Source organism: Streptomyces cahuitamycinicus, from assembly GCF_002891435.1.
Classification (GTDB): Bacteria; Actinomycetota; Actinomycetes; order Streptomycetales; family Streptomycetaceae; genus Streptomyces; species Streptomyces cahuitamycinicus.
This window is the reverse complement of the sequence record NZ_POUC01000176.1, coordinates 1-15374: the sequence shown is the minus strand read 5'-3', so window position 1 is coordinate 15374 and position 15374 is coordinate 1. Positions and strand designations below refer to the sequence as shown.

The 15374-nt window shown below is 68.9% G+C and carries 14 protein-coding genes and 2 pseudogenes; 7 read left to right on the top strand and 9 right to left on the bottom strand.

What is annotated here, in order from left to right; translation table 11 throughout:
- A partial coding sequence (locus C1J00_RS22960) for a DUF2231 domain-containing protein (protein WP_342751742.1) occupies nt 1-396 on the bottom strand: 396 nt, incomplete at its 3' end.
- Nucleotides 397-775: 379 nt separating this feature from the next.
- Here C1J00_RS22960 and C1J00_RS22955 point away from each other — a divergent pair.
- Together C1J00_RS22955 and C1J00_RS45390 are read left to right on the top strand one after the other, a co-directional pair.
- On the top strand, nt 776-1225 hold the full coding sequence (locus tag C1J00_RS22955; protein WP_245936462.1) for a universal stress protein: 450 nt from the start codon (nt 776-778) through the stop codon (nt 1223-1225).
- 26 nt (nt 1226-1251) lie between these two features.
- On the top strand, nt 1252-1404 hold the full coding sequence (locus tag C1J00_RS45390; RefSeq protein WP_180989654.1) for a hypothetical protein: 153 nt from the start codon (nt 1252-1254) through the stop codon (nt 1402-1404).
- Nucleotides 1405-1486: 82 nt separating this feature from the next.
- On the opposite strand, the gene C1J00_RS22945 is transcribed toward C1J00_RS45390, so the two are convergent.
- The 4 genes and pseudogenes from C1J00_RS22945 to C1J00_RS22930 form a co-directional block, all read right to left on the bottom strand.
- Entirely contained in the window at nt 1487-2008 is a 522-nt protein-coding gene (locus C1J00_RS22945; protein ID WP_102910942.1) for a DUF421 domain-containing protein, read from the bottom strand.
- Nucleotides 2009-2168: 160 nt separating this feature from the next.
- Entirely contained in the window at nt 2169-4451 is a 2283-nt protein-coding gene (secD, locus tag C1J00_RS22940; RefSeq protein WP_102910941.1) for a protein translocase subunit SecD, read from the bottom strand.
- A 576-nt stretch (nt 4452-5027) separates the two neighbouring features.
- A pseudogene (locus tag C1J00_RS22935) lies at nt 5028-5192 on the bottom strand (response regulator transcription factor); the annotation flags it as partial.
- 1 nt (nt 5193) lies between these two features.
- Nucleotides 5194-5337, bottom strand: a pseudogene (locus tag C1J00_RS22930) (sensor histidine kinase); the annotation flags it as partial.
- Nucleotides 5338-5541: 204 nt separating this feature from the next.
- Between C1J00_RS22930 and C1J00_RS22925 the strand changes: the two are divergent.
- A complete protein-coding gene (locus tag C1J00_RS22925) occupies nt 5542-6774 on the top strand; it encodes a PP2C family protein-serine/threonine phosphatase (protein WP_245936461.1) in 1233 nt (410 codons plus the stop codon).
- A gap of 59 nt (nt 6775-6833) precedes the next feature.
- Nucleotides 6834-7313: a universal stress protein gene (locus tag C1J00_RS22920; RefSeq protein WP_102910940.1), complete on the top strand. Its 480-nt coding sequence runs from the start codon at nt 6834-6836 to the stop codon at nt 7311-7313.
- A gap of 75 nt (nt 7314-7388) precedes the next feature.
- Here C1J00_RS22920 and C1J00_RS22915 read toward each other — a convergent pair whose 3' ends face one another.
- Both C1J00_RS22915 and C1J00_RS22910 read right to left on the bottom strand, forming a co-directional pair.
- The gene (locus tag C1J00_RS22915; protein ID WP_102910945.1) at nt 7389-8924 is read right to left on the bottom strand and encodes a potassium/proton antiporter; all 1536 of its coding nucleotides are present in this window, start codon (nt 8922-8924) and stop codon (nt 7389-7391) included.
- A gap of 1071 nt (nt 8925-9995) precedes the next feature.
- Entirely contained in the window at nt 9996-10298 is a 303-nt protein-coding gene (locus C1J00_RS22910; RefSeq protein WP_102910939.1) for a DUF3040 domain-containing protein, read from the bottom strand.
- Between the two features lie 359 nt (nt 10299-10657).
- On the opposite strand from C1J00_RS22910, the gene C1J00_RS22905 reads away from it, so the two are divergent.
- Together C1J00_RS22905 and C1J00_RS22900 are read left to right on the top strand one after the other, a co-directional pair.
- The gene (locus tag C1J00_RS22905) at nt 10658-11704 is read left to right on the top strand and encodes a glucose 1-dehydrogenase (protein ID WP_102910938.1); all 1047 of its coding nucleotides are present in this window, start codon (nt 10658-10660) and stop codon (nt 11702-11704) included.
- 36 nt (nt 11705-11740) lie between these two features.
- Nucleotides 11741-12247, top strand: coding sequence for a gluconokinase (locus C1J00_RS22900; protein WP_102910937.1), 507 nt, complete (start codon nt 11741-11743; stop codon nt 12245-12247).
- A gap of 246 nt (nt 12248-12493) precedes the next feature.
- Here the strand turns inward: C1J00_RS22900 and C1J00_RS22895 are convergent, their stop codons facing one another.
- Complete coding sequence (locus C1J00_RS22895) at nt 12494-13390, bottom strand: universal stress protein (protein ID WP_102910936.1); 897 nt, start codon at nt 13388-13390, stop codon at nt 12494-12496.
- Nucleotides 13391-13679: 289 nt separating this feature from the next.
- Between C1J00_RS22895 and C1J00_RS22890 the strand changes: the two genes are divergently transcribed.
- Nucleotides 13680-14411, top strand: coding sequence for an alpha/beta fold hydrolase (locus tag C1J00_RS22890; RefSeq protein ID WP_102910944.1), 732 nt, complete (start codon nt 13680-13682; stop codon nt 14409-14411).
- A gap of 287 nt (nt 14412-14698) precedes the next feature.
- Here C1J00_RS22890 and C1J00_RS22885 read toward each other — a convergent pair whose 3' ends face one another.
- Nucleotides 14699-15316, bottom strand: coding sequence for an Rv1733c family protein (locus C1J00_RS22885; RefSeq protein ID WP_102910935.1), 618 nt, complete (start codon nt 15314-15316; stop codon nt 14699-14701).
- Nucleotides 15317-15374 lie beyond the last annotated feature (58 nt).

The window sequence follows — 15374 nt, the reverse complement described above, 5'->3', positions numbered from 1 at the left end:
GCAGACGAGCGAGGCGGCGTACAGACCGACGGCCGCCGTGTTGCACAGGGCGTGCACCAGCCCGATCCGCTGCTGGCGGTGGTGCAGCTCCGCCCAGTCCACCCAGCCGGCCACGGCCGCGGGGGCCGCGGCGCCCAGCCCGACCCCGATCAGCAGCCCCGACTCGCGCGAGCGGCCGGGGCGCAGGTCCAGGACGGCCGCCGACAGCCAGCTTCCGATCGGCACCTGCACCATCAGCGGATGCACCGGGTGCCCGAGCCACCTGCCGTGCAGCAGGTCCCGGCCACGCCCCAGGGGAAGGGCCCGCACGCCCCTGCGGAGCGTGTCTATCAACGCGTCGGCCCTGGGCTCCCGCTCCAGACGGTCCAGCAACCACAGAACCCGGTTCTGCCGCATCACGCGGCGACGTGAGGTTGCGCTCATGCCCCGCCGGGTCCCCATTGCCACCGACGGCAAACGGAGCGCGCGGACGGCGGCGGTCCTGGTCAGCCGCCCCGCCGGGCCCGGTGATCTGTCGGCTTCTTCTGACTGCTCAGTCATTGGCCGACATGGGTGCAGGCGTCGCCATTCGGTCACGGGGATTCGCGGCGTTTCGATCTACTCAGGCTGCTGCGTCACGGCTGGCGCCGACCGAAACCGACTCCTACCCATTCGTCGGATCAGCGGGGATGTACCTGTCGGCTGCGGTTGTATGGCGAATCGCCCCCCTGTCGCACATTGTGGACGCATATTGGAAGAGAAGGGGCTGCATATCGTGGAGAGTCAGGATACGGCCTTGCACGTAGTAGTGGGTGTCGACGGGTCACCTTCGTCGCATGCCGCGCTGCGGTGGGCGGTCCAGTATGCCGAGTTGGTCGGCGGTGATGTGGTGGCAGTGGCTGCCTGGGAGCTGCCCTGGGCGTACGGGTGGTCCGCACCCGCGGTGGACCCCACTTTCGACAGAACCATCGCCGAGCAGGCCCTCGTCAACCAGGTGCACCAGGTCCTTGGCGAGTCCGGTGCTGCCAAGGTGCGAAAACGTCTGGTCAAGGGCAATCCCGTCGAGGTGCTGCTCAGTGAGGCGGAGGGGGCCACGGCCCTCGTCGTGGGCAGCCGGGGGATGGGCGGATTCCGTCGAACGCTCCTGGGCTCCGTGAGTCAGCAGTGTGCGCTGCACGCCACGTGTCCGGTCGTCATCGTTCGTGGGACCGTCGAGGTGACGGACTCCGGCGCACCGGCCGAGTGAGGCGGGGCTCGTCAGCGGACAGGCCCTTGGCGGTCCATTCCCGCGGCACGCAGGCCCTGCTCCTCTTCCGTGCGGAGGCCACCACCGACCGCTACCGCGGGGTCTTCGGCGTGTCGGAGCAGCCGATCGTCTCCAGCGACATCATCGGTGATTCCCGGGCCTCGATCGCCGATTCGTAGATGACCCGGGCCGTGGACGGCACCCTGGTCAAAATCATGAGCTGGTACGACAACGAGTGGGGCTGGTGGTGGGTTTGCCGCCTTACAGCACTTCGGGTCGGGCCGGCTCGTCGGTCTCTGTCCGGTTCTGGCGGAGGATGCTGATCATCCCGTTCGGTTCGAGGTAGGCGCGCTGTACCTGCGAGATGTCCTCGATCCCGTGCAGTCGCAGCTGGACCGTTACCTCGCTCCTGGTCATCAGTTCCCGCCGCATGACCTTGTGGTTGAGCCGGCCGTGTTCGATCAGCAGTCGGGGGCGGGCCTTGATGACGCGGCTCAGGCGGGGCCACCGGTAGGCGACAGCGTCCAGCACCAGGCTCCAGAGAATGACCGTGGCTGCCAGGATGACGCCGTCTGTGATGGAGTGGCTTTCGCCCACCAGGCCGGGGGCGACCGCCTGCGCGACCAGCACCACGAGGAAGACGTCGGTGATCCCCAGGCCGCCGGCCTCGCGCTGTCCGGCAGCCCGCATCATCGCCATCAGCACCAGGAAGGTGATCGTGCCCCGCAGGAAGATCTCCAGGACAGGGGTGCTCGGGACGAAGACCGCGTTCCAGTCAGGCATGCACCGAGGTAACCACCTCGCGGCGGCGCCCCTATGGGCGACGCGCGAGGTGCTCTGCCGCACTGGCCGCACATCTGCCCGGCCCGCCGCCGGCGGGTAGGGGCGTCTCCCTGCCGGCGTCATGGTCCGGGACGGAGCATGACGCCTCACACGTACCGCGTCAGGGCGTTTGCGTGCTCTGAGTGCCCGCTCCGCGGGTGGTTCCCGGTGGCGGGGTGCCGCGGGAGTGGAGTTCGACGGCCAGCGGTGCTGCGGTGAACATCGAGGAGTAGGTGCCGACGACGATGCCGATGAGCAGGGCGAGGGCGAAGTCGGTCAGCGAGTCCCCGCCCAGCAGGGCGAGCGCGGACAGGATGAACGCCGCGCCCATGCCGGTGTTGATGGTGCGCGGAACCGTCTGCAGGATCGCAGTGTTGGTGATGCGTGCGAAAGGTGTCTTGCGCGGCGCGGCAGCGGTCTTCCTGCCCGCCCACAGTTCCCGGATGCGGTCGAAGACGACAACGGAGTCGTTGACCGAGTAGCCGATGACGGTGAGCAGGGCTGCCAGGAACACTCCGTCGATGGGCTTGCCGAGCCAGGCGAACACACCGATGAGGATGAGCGCGTCGTGTGCCATGGCGGCGACCGCTGCCGTGCCGAACGTCCAGCGGAAGCGGACGGCGAGGTAGAGCAGCTGGGCGGCGAGAGCCGCGGCGAGGGCGATGACGGCGCCGCGGCGCAGCTCTGCACCCAGGCTCGGCCCGATCAGTTCGTCCCGCGTTTTCTCCGCGGTGCCGGCCAGGTCGTCGATCGTCTGGGTGATCCGGGCCTCCTCGGCGTTGGAGAGCTCGTCGGTGCGCACGGTCAGGGCGTCTTCCCCGGAGGTCTGGACGACAGCGCGGGGGAAGCCCGCGTCGGCCAGGGCATCACGGGCCCGGTCGACAGACACCGGTGCGCTGGTGGAGTACTCGATGAGCCGGCCGCCGGTGAACTCCACACCGAAGTTCAGCCCACGCACGACGATCCCGGAGGTGGCCAGGACGAGGGCCGCGGCGGACAGGGCCAGCCAGCGGCGTCGGTGGCGCATCAGGTCCGGGTTGCGGCGGGAGAGCCAGTTGCGGACCGTGCCGGTGCCGGCGATACCGGTGAAGCGGGGACGTCGTCGTACGGCGCGGCGGGCGACGGCGAAGTCGGCGAGGACGCGGGTGATCACCAGGGCGCTGAGCATGGAGGCGAGCACGCCGATGCCCAGGGTGACGCCGAAACCGCGCACGGGGCCGGAGGCGAGGAAGAACAGCAGTCCGGCGGCGATGAGTGTGGTGATGTTGGAGTCGGCGATTGCGCTGAAGGCGTTGCGGAATCCGGCCGTCAACGCGGAGCGCAGGCCCTTGCGGCGGCGGGTGGCGTATTCCTCGCGGGCGCGCTCGAAGACAAGGACGTTGGCGTCGACCGCCATTCCGATGGCGAGGACGAACCCGGCGAGCCCGGGCAGGGTCAGTGTGGCACCCAGGGCGGCGAGAGCGGCGTAGGAGATCAGTCCATAGCAGGCCAGCGCCAGGACGGCCAGCGTGCCCATGAGCCGGTAGACGGCGATGAGGAACAGGGAGGTCAGCACGGTGCCGATGACGGCGGCCTGCGCGCTGGCCCGGATGGCCTGAGCGCCCAGAGTGGGGCCGACGGTGCGCTGTTCAACGGTCTCGACCGGCACCGGCAGGGCGCCGCCGTTGATGAGCAGGGCCAGTTCCCGGGCCTCTGACTGGCTGAAGGATCCGGTGATCTGGGTGCCGCCGCCGGTGATGCCGGTGCGGCAGGCGACCGAGGGGTCGACCTGCGGGGAGGAGATGACCTTGTCGTCCAGCACGATGGCGACGCGGCGCGTGGGATCGCCTGCCGGGGCGCAGGCTGCAGCACCGGTCAGATCCGCCCAGCCGCCCGCGTCCTTGAAGTCGACGCTGACGAACCAGCCGCCCACGCCCTGCTGGTCGATCCGCGCTTCGGCACCCTCGACGTCTGCTCCCGTCAGCGCGGAGGGCCCCAGGCGCAGCCGCTGTCCGGATTCGTCGGGCAGCGTGCGTTCCTTTGGCCGCTCGGGCGGTGCCTGTCCGGGTTCGGCCGCGCCGAGCACGGGGTGGAAGGTGAGCTGGGCGGTACGGCCCAGGACGTCCGCGGCCTCACGCGGGTCCTGCACACCGGGCAGCTCGACGATGATCCGGTTGTCCCCGGAACGGGCGATGGCCGGCTCGGCGACGCCGAGAGCGTCGACGCGGCGGCGCAGCACCTCCAGGGTGCGATCGGTTGCCGCCGGGTCTGCCTCGGCGGTGGGCGAGTCACGGGTTTCCAGCACGATCTGCGTCCCGCCGCGCAGGTCGAGGCCGAGGCGGACCGGTACGGCCGCGGCGATGTAGAGCGACAGGGCAACAACAGCGAGGGCGAAGAACGCCCGTACACGCGTGGCGCGCGTCAAGAGTGCCTCCAGCAGGCATACCGCAACCGCCCCGGGCGGCGCGGAAGAAGACAAAGGGGAAGATGTCAGACGCCGGCTGGAGACGGTGGCGCCCGCCCACTGTGCCACGTGGTGTGCTCAGGAGGCCCGGCCGTCTCTGGCGCGTGCGCCGGCAGCGCCCCCGGCTCGGGCTGCGGCAGCACGGGGCATCGCGGGACGGGCGTGCTCCCGGTCGGCGGAGCGTGCCGCTCAGCGGTGGTGTCCCGGAGTATTCGCGCCGGGACGCCCCGGCTCGTGGTGCACGTGTCGTCGGTGTGCGGGGCCGTACCGCCGCCGCTTCCCTGAGCCACTACCGGGATCGAAGCCGTTACGCCGCTGGAAGAGGCGGTAGCTGTGGTGCCGAGCATGCTCAGAAGGCCGAGGAAGGCGACCAGTACAGGTAGCAGCCTGCCGACGGTGTCCGCGCGGCGCGGACAGCCGCACGGGGTGACGGCGCGACGGGACTGGGCCATGCGCCGCCTCCTCCTCGGGCTCTGGTCGTCATACCCCGATCCGGCACGTGGAACCGGGGGCAAGGCTTCGTGAGGTGCAGGCGGTTCAGGGCTCGATCAAACCCGCCCGAATGGCATAACGAGTCAGCTCAAGACGGTCGCGCAGTCCCAGCTTCCGCAGCAGGTTCGCCCGATGACGCTGCACGGTCTTGACCCTGATGGACAACGTCTCCGCGATCTCCTTGGAGGAATGGCCCTCGGCGACGAGTTTGCATGACGATCAGGCCGCCGACCAGGATCACCGCTTCGGTCAGCAGCACCGGCACCGAGACGGTCACCGGTGCCCACAGCAGCAGCGCTGTGGCCATACCGAGCACCACGGCGTCGAGTCCGAAGATCCGCCAGAACAACGACACAGCCTGTTGAGTCTCCTTTTGGCATACGCCACTGACGCCACTGTCCGTCAGGTGGGTCCGGGCTCACCGCGCTTGCATCCCGCGCCGGCTTCGTATCAGCCTCCCTGGGCGCGGAGTGCGCGTCGATGGGGTGCGAGACCCATCTCCCCTGACTCCTGCATCACCGAGCCCGCCGCAGATGGGTGCTGATGCCGATGGCTTCCCGTGACCGGGCCGGCAGCAGCGGTCCCGTGGTGCGCGCGACACGAGACCCGTCGTTTTGCGGCGGCGTGTGGACCGCGAGAGCCTGAAGGGGTGATTCGTCGGCGTGTAGCGGCCCGTGCGCCCGGCGCGCCGCTGAGGTCGGGCGCCGAGAGCGGTATCGCGTCATCTCCCATTGGTGCGGTCAAGGCGCCACTGGCCTATGTGGTCGCAGCGACCGTACCGATTGTCCTGCTGGAGCTGATGATCGATGACCGCGCGGTGCGGCTCGCCCCCCTGATGATTTTGCTTCCCGCGTTCCCGGCGGTGGTCGGCTCGGTGGGGCAAACTGCTTGGGCGGTGGGCTGGGTGCTGATCGTCATCACCGCAGTTCTGGTCTACCGGCCGCTCCCGTCGTCGTACAACTTCGCGATCATCATGGTGCTGGCCTTCGTCCTCGGTCTGCTGTGCGTGGTGACTTGCCAATGGCGGGTTCGGCGTGAGCGGGAGCTGCTGCGCGTCCGGTCCACGGCTGTCGCTCTGCAACGGCAGATGCTGCGGCCCTTGCCGATCCTCACCGACCGGGTGATCGTCGACGGTGTGTACCTGCCGGTCGAGGCGGACCGGCTGGTGGGCGGAGACGTCTACGAGGTGGTGGCTTCGCCGTACGGGACACGGCTGCTCTTCGGCGATGTCCAGGGCAAGGGTCTGTCAGCGATCGGAGCCGCCTTCGCCATGCTCGGCGCCTTCCGCGAGGCTGCCTCACGCGAGCCGACCCTCACCGCGCTCGTGGATGACCTGGAGCAGGCCGTGGTCCGGCACAACGCCTTTGCCCAGCAGACCGGTGAGCCCGAGCGATTCGTCACCGCTCTCATTCTGGGGATCGACTCCGCGACCGAAACGCAAGCCGTCAACTGCGGGCATCCTCCGCCCTACCTGCTGAAGGCCGGACCGGTCGCCGCCGTGCAGCTCGGTGACCCTGGCGTACCACTTGGTCTCGCGGATCTGTCGCCCGGGCCCAGGACGGTCGTATGGTTTCCCTTCCCGCCGGGCGCGACCCTCGTCAGCTGCAGCGACGGTGTCACCGAGGCCCGTGGCATCACCGGCGCCTTCTATCCCCTCGAAGAGCGCCTGGAGGGCTGGGCGGACATCTCCCCCTGGGAAGTCGCCGAGCACCTGACCGAAGACCTCGGCCGTCACACCGCTGGGGAACACCGGGACGACATCACCGCGCTCGTGGTCCGCAGGACTGACTGACCCGGCGCTTCCCCGTAAGGGCAGTGCACACCAGACGCCACGGCTTGGAGGCATCTGTCATGACGAACGCCGCCCCTCCCGCACCGATCGTGGTCGGCACCGACGGCTCTCCCGCCTCCGGGCCGGCCGTGCGCTTCGCCCTTCAGGAGTCCCAGCTGCGCGGGAGCGTGCTCCGAGCCGTATGCGCGTACGACTTCACCACCAGATACAGCGGTTTCGAGTGGCCTGCCGCTTCCGGTTTCGTCGATTTGGACACGCAGCTGCGCGACGCCACATTTGAGGCGGTTACCAAGGCGCTGGAGGAGGCCCGGGAGCAGGTCGGCGGCGCGCCGGTGGAGGTAGAGATCAGAGTCGAGAAAGGCCGGCCCTCGCAGGTACTGCTGGACGCGAGCCAAGACGCCTGTCTCCTGGTGGTCGGCAGCCGAGGCTCGGGCGCATGGGGGCGCCTGACCCTGGGCTCCACCAGCACCGAGGTCGTCCATCACGCCCAGCTCCCGGTCGTCGTCGTGCCCGGCGGGAAGCCGGGCAGGCCATCGTGAATGATTCCATCGCCGTCGCGCCCGGCACGGGTGGACGGCTACGTGGAGCTGCGGGACTACCCACTGGCGGGGCACCTACGACGAGGATCCGCCATGGGGAGCCGGGCCTGTCGAGCCGGGATGGCCGTGTTCGCCGAGCCAGCGGGCGAGTTTGCCGCGCCGGCCGACCGCGCGCAGCCGCCGTTCCGCGGCTTCGCGTACGCGGGGGGTTGTGATCAGGAGCAGTTCGTCTCCGGTACGCAGCATGGTGTCCTGGGTGGGGACGATGGTGGCGTCTTCCCGGACGATCAGCGTCAGGACGGTGGGCGGGGGCAGGCGCAGTTCGAAGACCGCCACCCCGGCCAGGCGAGAGCCCAGTGGAACGGTGACGGTGAGCAGGTCGGCGTCCAGGACGTCCAAGGGGGCGGTTTCCACCTCGATCTCGCGCAGCGCGCCGGGGCGGGTCAGGCCCAGCCATCGAGCGGCGGCAGGCAGGGCGGGGCCCTGAATGAGAGTGAAGAGCACCACCAGGACGAACACGATGTTGAGCAGGTCACGCGCACCGGCGATGCCGGAGACGATGGGGTAGGTGGCCAACACGATCGGCACGGCGCCGCGCAGCCCGGCCCACGAGATGAACGCCTGTTCGCGCCAGGGAATTCGGAAGGGCAGCAAGCAGGCCAGGACGGAGACGGGCCGGGCGGCCAGCAGCAGGATCAGGCCGGCTGCGAGAGCCGGAAGAACAGCGGAGGGCAGCTCGCTGGGGGTGACGAGCAGACCCAGCATGACGAACAGACCGATCTGGGCGAGCCAGCCCGCTCCTTCGGCGAAGGAGCGGGTGGCGGCGCGGTGGGGCAGCTGGGTGTTTCCCAAGACGAGTCCGGCAAGGTAGGCGGCGATGATGCCGCTGGCGCCCATGGCTCCGGCGGCAGCGAAGGCGATGATTCCGAAGCCGACGGTGGCCAGCGGATACAGCCCGGTGGCGGGCAGGGCGATGTGCCGCAGGGCGGCGGCGCCGACGCGGCCGGTCAGCAGCCCGATCGCGCCACCGGCAGCGAGCTGGTACAGCACGTTGCCGAGGATGTGCGCCGGGTCAGGGGGGTCGCCGGTCGCGGTGGAGAAGACCAGCACCAGGATGATGGTGGGCGCGTCGTTGAAGCCGGACTCAGCTTCCACCAGGCCGGTGACCTTCTGCGGCAGCGGCAGCGTGCGCAGGACTGCGAAGACGGCGGCGGCGTCGGTGGAGGAGACGATCGCCCCCAGCAGCAGGGCCAGGTTCCAGTTCAGGCCCAGCAGCCAGTGGGCTCCTACGGCGGTGACCGCGACCGAGACGGCCACCCCCGCGGTGGCGAGCACTCCGGCGGGTGCTACCAGGCGCTTCACGTCCGCCCACTGGGTGGACAGGCCGCCTTCGATGAGAATGACCGCCAGGGCGGCGTTGCCCAGGGACTGGGCGAGCTGGGCGTCGTCGAAGTCCAGACCGATGACGTCCTCACCGGCGATGACACCGACCGCGAGGAACAGCAGCAGGCTGGGCAGCCCCAGCCGGTGAGCGGCGCGTGCAGCGGCGATGCTGGCCAGCAGCACCGTGCCGCCGATCAGCAGCATGATGTACAGCTCTTGCAACGTCATCCGCACGTCCTCGCGGTGCCGGTGCATGCCTGGTGGGCACGGCGGCCGTGACCGGGATACTCGGGCGCGAGCTGCTGTGCGCGTGGGGGTCGGCAGGAGACCGGGTTCGCTCGGTCGGCGAAGGTCGCACCTGTCTGCGGCGCCGTCGAAACAGGGGATTCTGCATCCCGGCCGGGATGCCAGACTGCCAGGCCGACCGTCATCACCTGCCTGGCGCTATGCGTCACCGGCAGGCACCGGGAAGGCAGACCGGCGCTGCTGTCGGCTGTCGAGGCCATCGGCTTCTCCTCGTCTGTGGTCGTTACGATCACACCAGGGAGAAGCAGCACAGCCACGCACGCCCGGCCGAGAACGCGCGATGACTGACGCGGTCGGGCGGACTGCCGGAGCGGCACCCGGCCTGTGCACGCCGCAACGGCGATTCAGCGCCCAAGGTCTGGCCCACGCTGGTCAGCGATGACTTGACCAGGTGAGCAACCAGCTTCGTCGGCCTGCGGTCTTGTCTCAGGGTCGAGAGCCCCGTACGGCGACGTCAGGGTGCAGCAGCGGATTCGTGGCGTGGCCCGGCCCTGGAGCACTGGTCCTGGCTGTCGCTCCGGTGCCGACCGGTCCCTGTCGCAGCACAGTGCCGACTCGCGGCGAATCCCGACCGCATGGCGGTCATGCCCCAGTCGGCCGGTGCCGCCATGGATGCTCTGCGGATGTCATCCCCATCAGCGATGGGGTGCGAGCGCGGAGGTGACCTCGCTGGAGATTCCCCAGAAGAGCAATGGGGCGCACGCACACCTGTTGGCTACAGCGGCGACGGTGATCACCACCAACTGGAGAGGCACCGGAAGACCGACCGCAACGGCTCCTGGGGGTGACCAACGCGGTCACTCTCAGCATTCCCAGTGCCCGGTAAGAGTGAAGATCTCCACCACTGCCAGCACAGTTGAGATGATCAACCAGATCAGTCATGGAACGATTGCATGCTTCTTGTGGCTGGTGTGGCTGGTGTGGCTGGTGTGGCTGGTGTGGCTGGTGTGGCTGGTGTGGCTGGGCGAATGACGGCGATCATCGGCAGAGGCTTCACCGGTGCCCCTGGCGTAATGGTTGATAGAAACGGCCCAAGGCGTTGTCGCGGTGGGGATCGAACAGGTGCCCCGCGATACCCGCCACGACCAGTCCCGCTGCGATCAGCAGCCCGTTCGGCAGCACCATGCCAGTGACCACCATGGCCAAAGCCCCGGCCAGGACCAGCCAGGCTGGTCCGTGTCTGTACTCCCGCGGTCGGCGCGGGCGCCCGGAATCCAGGGCCTGGGCGAATCGTGGATCGCTATGTTCCATCTGCTGTTCGAGATCCTTCAGCAGCCTTTCGTCGAAGTGTGCCACAGCTCCTCCTTCCGCGGACCATCGAGCCGGAATGGCGGCTCCGCTCCAGGGTCTCCCACAATCCGTAGCGGCTGGAATCGGGACGAGCACCCATTTGCCTCGGAACCCAAAGTGTAGGGAGGTTAAGGAATCGGTACGTCCCTGAAGCGGGGTCGTATGCCCGGTCCCTTTAAGCCCTGAGCGGCTCATCCTTTCCGGGTGGCAACAGCGGCGGAGCCCGGACGTGTCCTTCCACTACTCCTGCCGCCTGGGTGCTGGAACGCTCTGTGCGGGACACACGTCAAGGCGGAACATGCGTCAAGACAAGACGGCGGCGCGCTGACATCAGGCGTCCGCGGACGAGAAGGACGAGGTTGGCGATGCGTTCATTGACCGTGCGACCCGGCGAAATGGACTCCCTGGAGGTGCGGAGTGTGCCTGAGCCCGTCCCGGCTTCCGGGGAACTGCTGGTGGAGGGCCTGGCGGTGGGGGTGTGCGGAACGGACAGGGAGATAGTCCGAGGTGAGTACGGCTGGGCCCCTGCGGGCCGTGAGTGGCTTGTGCTGGGGCATGAGTCGCTCGGGCGGGTGCGGCAGGCGCCGCCAGGCAGCGGCTTCGCGGCCGGTGACCTGGTTGCCGGGGTGGTGCGCCGCCCGGACCCCGAGCCGTGCGGCGCCTGCGCTCGCGGAGAATTCGACATGTGCCGCAACGGCCGCTACACCGAACGCGGCATCAAAGAGATCGACGGCTACGGCGCGCAGGTGTGGTGCGTGGAGGCCGATTACGCGGTGAAGCTGGAGCCGCATCTGGGGCACGTCGGTGTACTCATGGAGCCGACCACGGTGGTGGCGAAGGCATGGGAACAGGTGGAGCGTGTCGGTGCCCGTTCGTGGTTCGAGCCGCGCCGTGTTCTGGTGACCGGTGCCGGGCCCATTGGTCTGCTGGCCGCCCTCCTGGGCAGGCAGCGCGGACTGGACGTGCATGTGCTCGACCGGGTGACCGAGGGGCCCAAGCCCGCCCTTGTACGGGACTTGGGTGCCGCATACCACGCGGAGGACATCGAGCAGGTGATCTCCGCTGTGTGCCCGGATGTCGTCGTCGAAGCGACGGGCGCGAGCGAGCTCGTCTTTGCTTCCTTGACGGGCACCGCGCCCTACGGGGTGGTGTGCCTGACCGGTGTGTCGCCCGCCGGCCGGAGGGTGAGCGTGGACGCGGGCGCCATCAACAGGGAGATCGTGCTGCAGAACGACGCGGTGGTGGGCTCGGTCAACGCCAACCTGCGGCACTACCATCAGGCTGCGGAGGCGCTGGCCCAGGCCGACCTGTCATGGCTTGAGCGCCTGATCACCCGGCGGGTTCCGCTGGAGCGCGCGATGGAGGCGTTCACGCCACAACCGGACGACGTCAAGGTTCTCATCGAGTTGTAGCGGGCAGGACCGGAAGGCAGGCCCTAGCCTGGACGGATGTCTCACAACACTGCCCCATTGGTCGTGGTCATGGGCGTGTCGGCCTCGGGAAAGACCACGGTTGGTCAACTGCTGGCCCAGCGCCTCGATGTTCCGTACGCCGAGGCGGACGACTTCCACCCCGCAACCAATGTGGCGAAGATGAGAGACGGCCATCCGCTCGACGACGAGGACCGCCGTCCCTGGCTGGACGCGATCGCACGGTGGCTGACCGGGCACGCGGACAACGGTGGAGTGGTGTCATGCTCGGCGCTGAAGAGGCGCTATCGTGACCGGCTGGCTTCCGCCGCGCCGCACGTCTTCTTTCTCCACCTCGATGGCTCGCCTGAGCTGATTGCCGCGCGGATCACCGCGCGGCAGGGCCACTTCATGCCGCCCGGCCTGCTCGATACGCAGTTTGCCGACCTTGAACCGCTGGGCGACGATGAAGCGGGCGCGGCTATCCCGATCGACGGCACCCCGCAAGAGACCGTTGCCCTCGCTCTTGCCGCCGTCACTGCCTGAACCGTTCACCTCGCGCAGCCGCCTCTGCCCTGCGAACTGCCTGCCAGTCAAGTAGAGACATTGCCGCCGTTGCCGTGTCGATGACCCAGCACCACGAGCGACGCCTCGATGCGCCCCTGCAATACAGCTGATGAGTTTGTCGCTAACGACCTGTCCGAGGCCGGTCGGGCGGGTGTCGAGCACGTCCTTGACCATGGTCGTCTGGAAGTCCCGGGAGCCCGGCCATGACCGGAACACACGACGGGATCAGCTGTCGCGCTGAACAGGTACTACGGCGACGGGGCAGTGTGCGGTGTGCAGCACTGCGGCGCTGACCGACCCGAGCAGGAGTCGGCGAATCCCAGTGCGTCGACGGGAGCCGACGACCAGCAGGCACGCACCGGTGGAAGCTTCGACGAGCAGCGGTCCGGGTGAGGAGTGCTCAATGCGCAGGTTCACTTCTACGCCGGGGTGGCGGTCGCGCCGTCTTCTTAGTTCGGAGTCGAAGAACTCCCGCTGGCCGCTTCTGACCCCTGTGGGGTCCACCGGGACGGTTGTGATGGCCCCAGTGGGAGACGTGGCGACGTCGAAGGCGCAGTGCACCACGTCGAGGCGAGCACCGCGCAGACCGGCTTCCAGATACGCCATGTCCAGGGCCTGCAGCGAGACCTCGTCGATGTCGACGCCGACCACGACACGATTGTCCGGCCGCTCCGCCGTCTCCGAGGGACGCACGATGATGACCGGGCACTCGGCGTGCGTGGCGACCTGCCAGCTCACCGATCCCAGTGGCAGCCGGGCAAACCCACCACTGCCCCCATGGCCGATCACGATCAGCTCCGCATCCGCAGAGCGTTCGATCAGTCCGTCCGCCGCAGGGCCCATGATCAGCTCGCCGCCGACGAAGAGGCCGGGCACCTCGTCGCGGGCCAGTCGCTCGTAATGCTCCACGAGCTGGGCACTCGCCTTGGCCGCAGAGCGGCTCTCCTCCTCGTCGGAGACGGATCCTCCGGGCAGTGGCAGCTCCAAGGCGTGGGCGATGTGCAGGGGGCGTGTGTGCAACGCTGCCTCGCGGGCTGCGAACCGCACGAGATCCTCATGGCCAGGCCCCCTGTCGATACCGGCCACGACGGGGCGCTCCGGCTGCTGCATGGCACTGGTCATGGCTACTCCCGGCGGGCATCGGTCCCAGGGCCGTTACGAGTACCCGAACCCGGGCGGCTCCAGACGCCCGCCGGTGACGCCTCTGGGCGGGGTGGAAGCGAAGCCCGCAGGGGGCAGGAATCTCGAGTGGAGCATCTCCGGGCGGCGTTGCTCGGGCATGCGCTGCTGCCGCCCCGTCGCTCGCGCTCCGCCAGGCACCGCAGTTGGGCTGAGCACTCCAGCATATTCCTTGATCGCGAGGGAGACCGCGCCGGTAGAGTCGGCTGGACGGTACACCCTGGGGGAACTGATGACGGCAGCGGATGCAGTGCCCATAGTCTTCGTTCACGGGACGCGCTTCAGCGCGGGACAGTGGAGCGTGCAGCTTGCTGCACTCCGGGACGAATTCCCGGTAGTCGCCGTCGACCTGCCCGGCCATGGGGAGCGCTCGACTCAAGCCTGGAGCCTGAGCAGGGCGACAGAGATCATCACTTCCGCGGTGGACTCGCTCGACCGTGGGCCGGCTCTGGTCGTCGGGCACTCGCTCGGCGGATACGCCTCGCTTGAGTTCGCGCGGCGTCGTCCAGAACTACTGCGCGGGCTGATCCTCGCGGGAGCCAGCGCCTCCACCCGCGGCCTTTGGGCAGCGCCATATCGGTGGGTCGCCAGACTGGTCCCTCGCGTACCGGCGGATTGGCTGGCCCGGTGGAACGACCGGTTACTGCGGCGGCTCTATCCGCCAGAAGTGGTGGAGGCGACCATCCATTCCGGCTACGCCTTCCATACCCTGCCTGCAGCCTGGGGCGAGGTACTGGGACGCTTCGACGCGGGCGCGATGCGCTTTGTCAAGGCTCCGGTACTGATTCTGAACGGCGAGAAGGACGCCGTCTTCCGGAGCGGCGAGGCGGAATTCGCCCGCGCACATTCCCACGCTCGCGTCGAGTTGATCCCGCGGGCAAGACATCTCGCGAACTTCGACGACCCAGACGCCTTCACTGATGCCGTTCGCCGCTTCGCTCGGCAGCTCCTTGCCGTCAGCTGAGTGCGCCATCCCCCGGGGCCCCGGCACCCCGTGCCCACCAGCCAATTGCGGTGCTCGGCCACGGAGTCGCTGGGTGGATTACAAAACCGCACTGGAGTGCTAGTACTTCATCTCCACACCGTGAGCATTGCAGAGAGTCTTCGATGACAGTCCGACCGGCCCGGAAACCATGGAGCGGTCGGCGAGCCGTGCAGTCCGGCCGACGAGGGCCTACCCGGTGGTGGATTGCGGGCCGCTGGCCTTCCAGAGAGCCGACAACCCAGCCGCTGGCCGGCAGGCGCTCGGACTCATGGGGAGGTGGTCCACCGTCGGGCGGTCTGCTGCCATTCGGTCTCCCATGCGCGCATGCGGCGCTGGTCCAGGACGCGTGCGGTGAGGCGGTAGGCGAGTGTGCCGGTGATGAGCATCGTGATGCCAGTGAGGGCGCCCGCGCCGACGGCGCGGTTGCTGATCTCATCCGGGGGCATGGGCGGCTTGGTCAGCGTTCCTTCGGCGTTGGTCCACACCTCTACGCGGTGCCCGGCCGGAAGACCGGGGTCGACGTCGGTGGTGGCGGTGCGGGCGGTGCCGTCGGGTGCGGTGTAGCGGACCTTGACCGGGTACCGGGTTTCTCTGGCTTCTGCTGAGCCTGGCTCCGGGTGCCCGGGCGCGTCGTTGAGGAGCACGGCCGTGGTGTCACCTCCGGCGCGGGCCTGTTCGTTCGCGGCGGCGGTGAGCCTGTCGTGCACGGTGGTGCCGACCGCCCACGCGGTCAGGGGGGCGGTGATCACCACGGTGATGGCGAGGATGAGGCCGATCCATGCCTGGAGCAGGTCGTTTGGGCGGCGCAGTGGGTTGCGCCGCCACCGCCACCATCGGACGGTGCGGATCGGCGGCGGCTGAGCTCGCGGAATCGGGTCGGGCACGTCGCCTCCAGCCACGAGTAGGGGGGAGCAGGAGCCGCTGGGGGCAGCTCCATCACGG

What these genes read in the sequence shown, in the direction of transcription:
- C1J00_RS22945 (WP_102910942.1), bottom strand. Translation starts at nt 2,008, where the DNA reads ATGCCTGACTGGAACGCGGTCTTCGTCCCGAGCACCCCTGTCCTGGAG.
- C1J00_RS22920 (WP_102910940.1), top strand. Translation starts at nt 6,834, where the DNA reads ATGACGAACGCCGCCCCTCCCGCACCGATCGTGGTCGGCACCGACGGC.
- C1J00_RS22915 (WP_102910945.1), bottom strand. Translation starts at nt 8,924, where the DNA reads ATGACGTTGCAAGAGCTGTACATCATGCTGCTGATCGGCGGCACGGTG.
- C1J00_RS22905 (WP_102910938.1), top strand. Translation starts at nt 10,658, where the DNA reads ATGCGTTCATTGACCGTGCGACCCGGCGAAATGGACTCCCTGGAGGTG.
- C1J00_RS22900 (WP_102910937.1), top strand. Translation starts at nt 11,741, where the DNA reads ATGTCTCACAACACTGCCCCATTGGTCGTGGTCATGGGCGTGTCGGCC.
- C1J00_RS22895 (WP_102910936.1), bottom strand. Translation starts at nt 13,390, where the DNA reads ATGACCAGTGCCATGCAGCAGCCGGAGCGCCCCGTCGTGGCCGGTATC.
- C1J00_RS22890 (WP_102910944.1), top strand. Translation starts at nt 13,680, where the DNA reads ATGACGGCAGCGGATGCAGTGCCCATAGTCTTCGTTCACGGGACGCGC.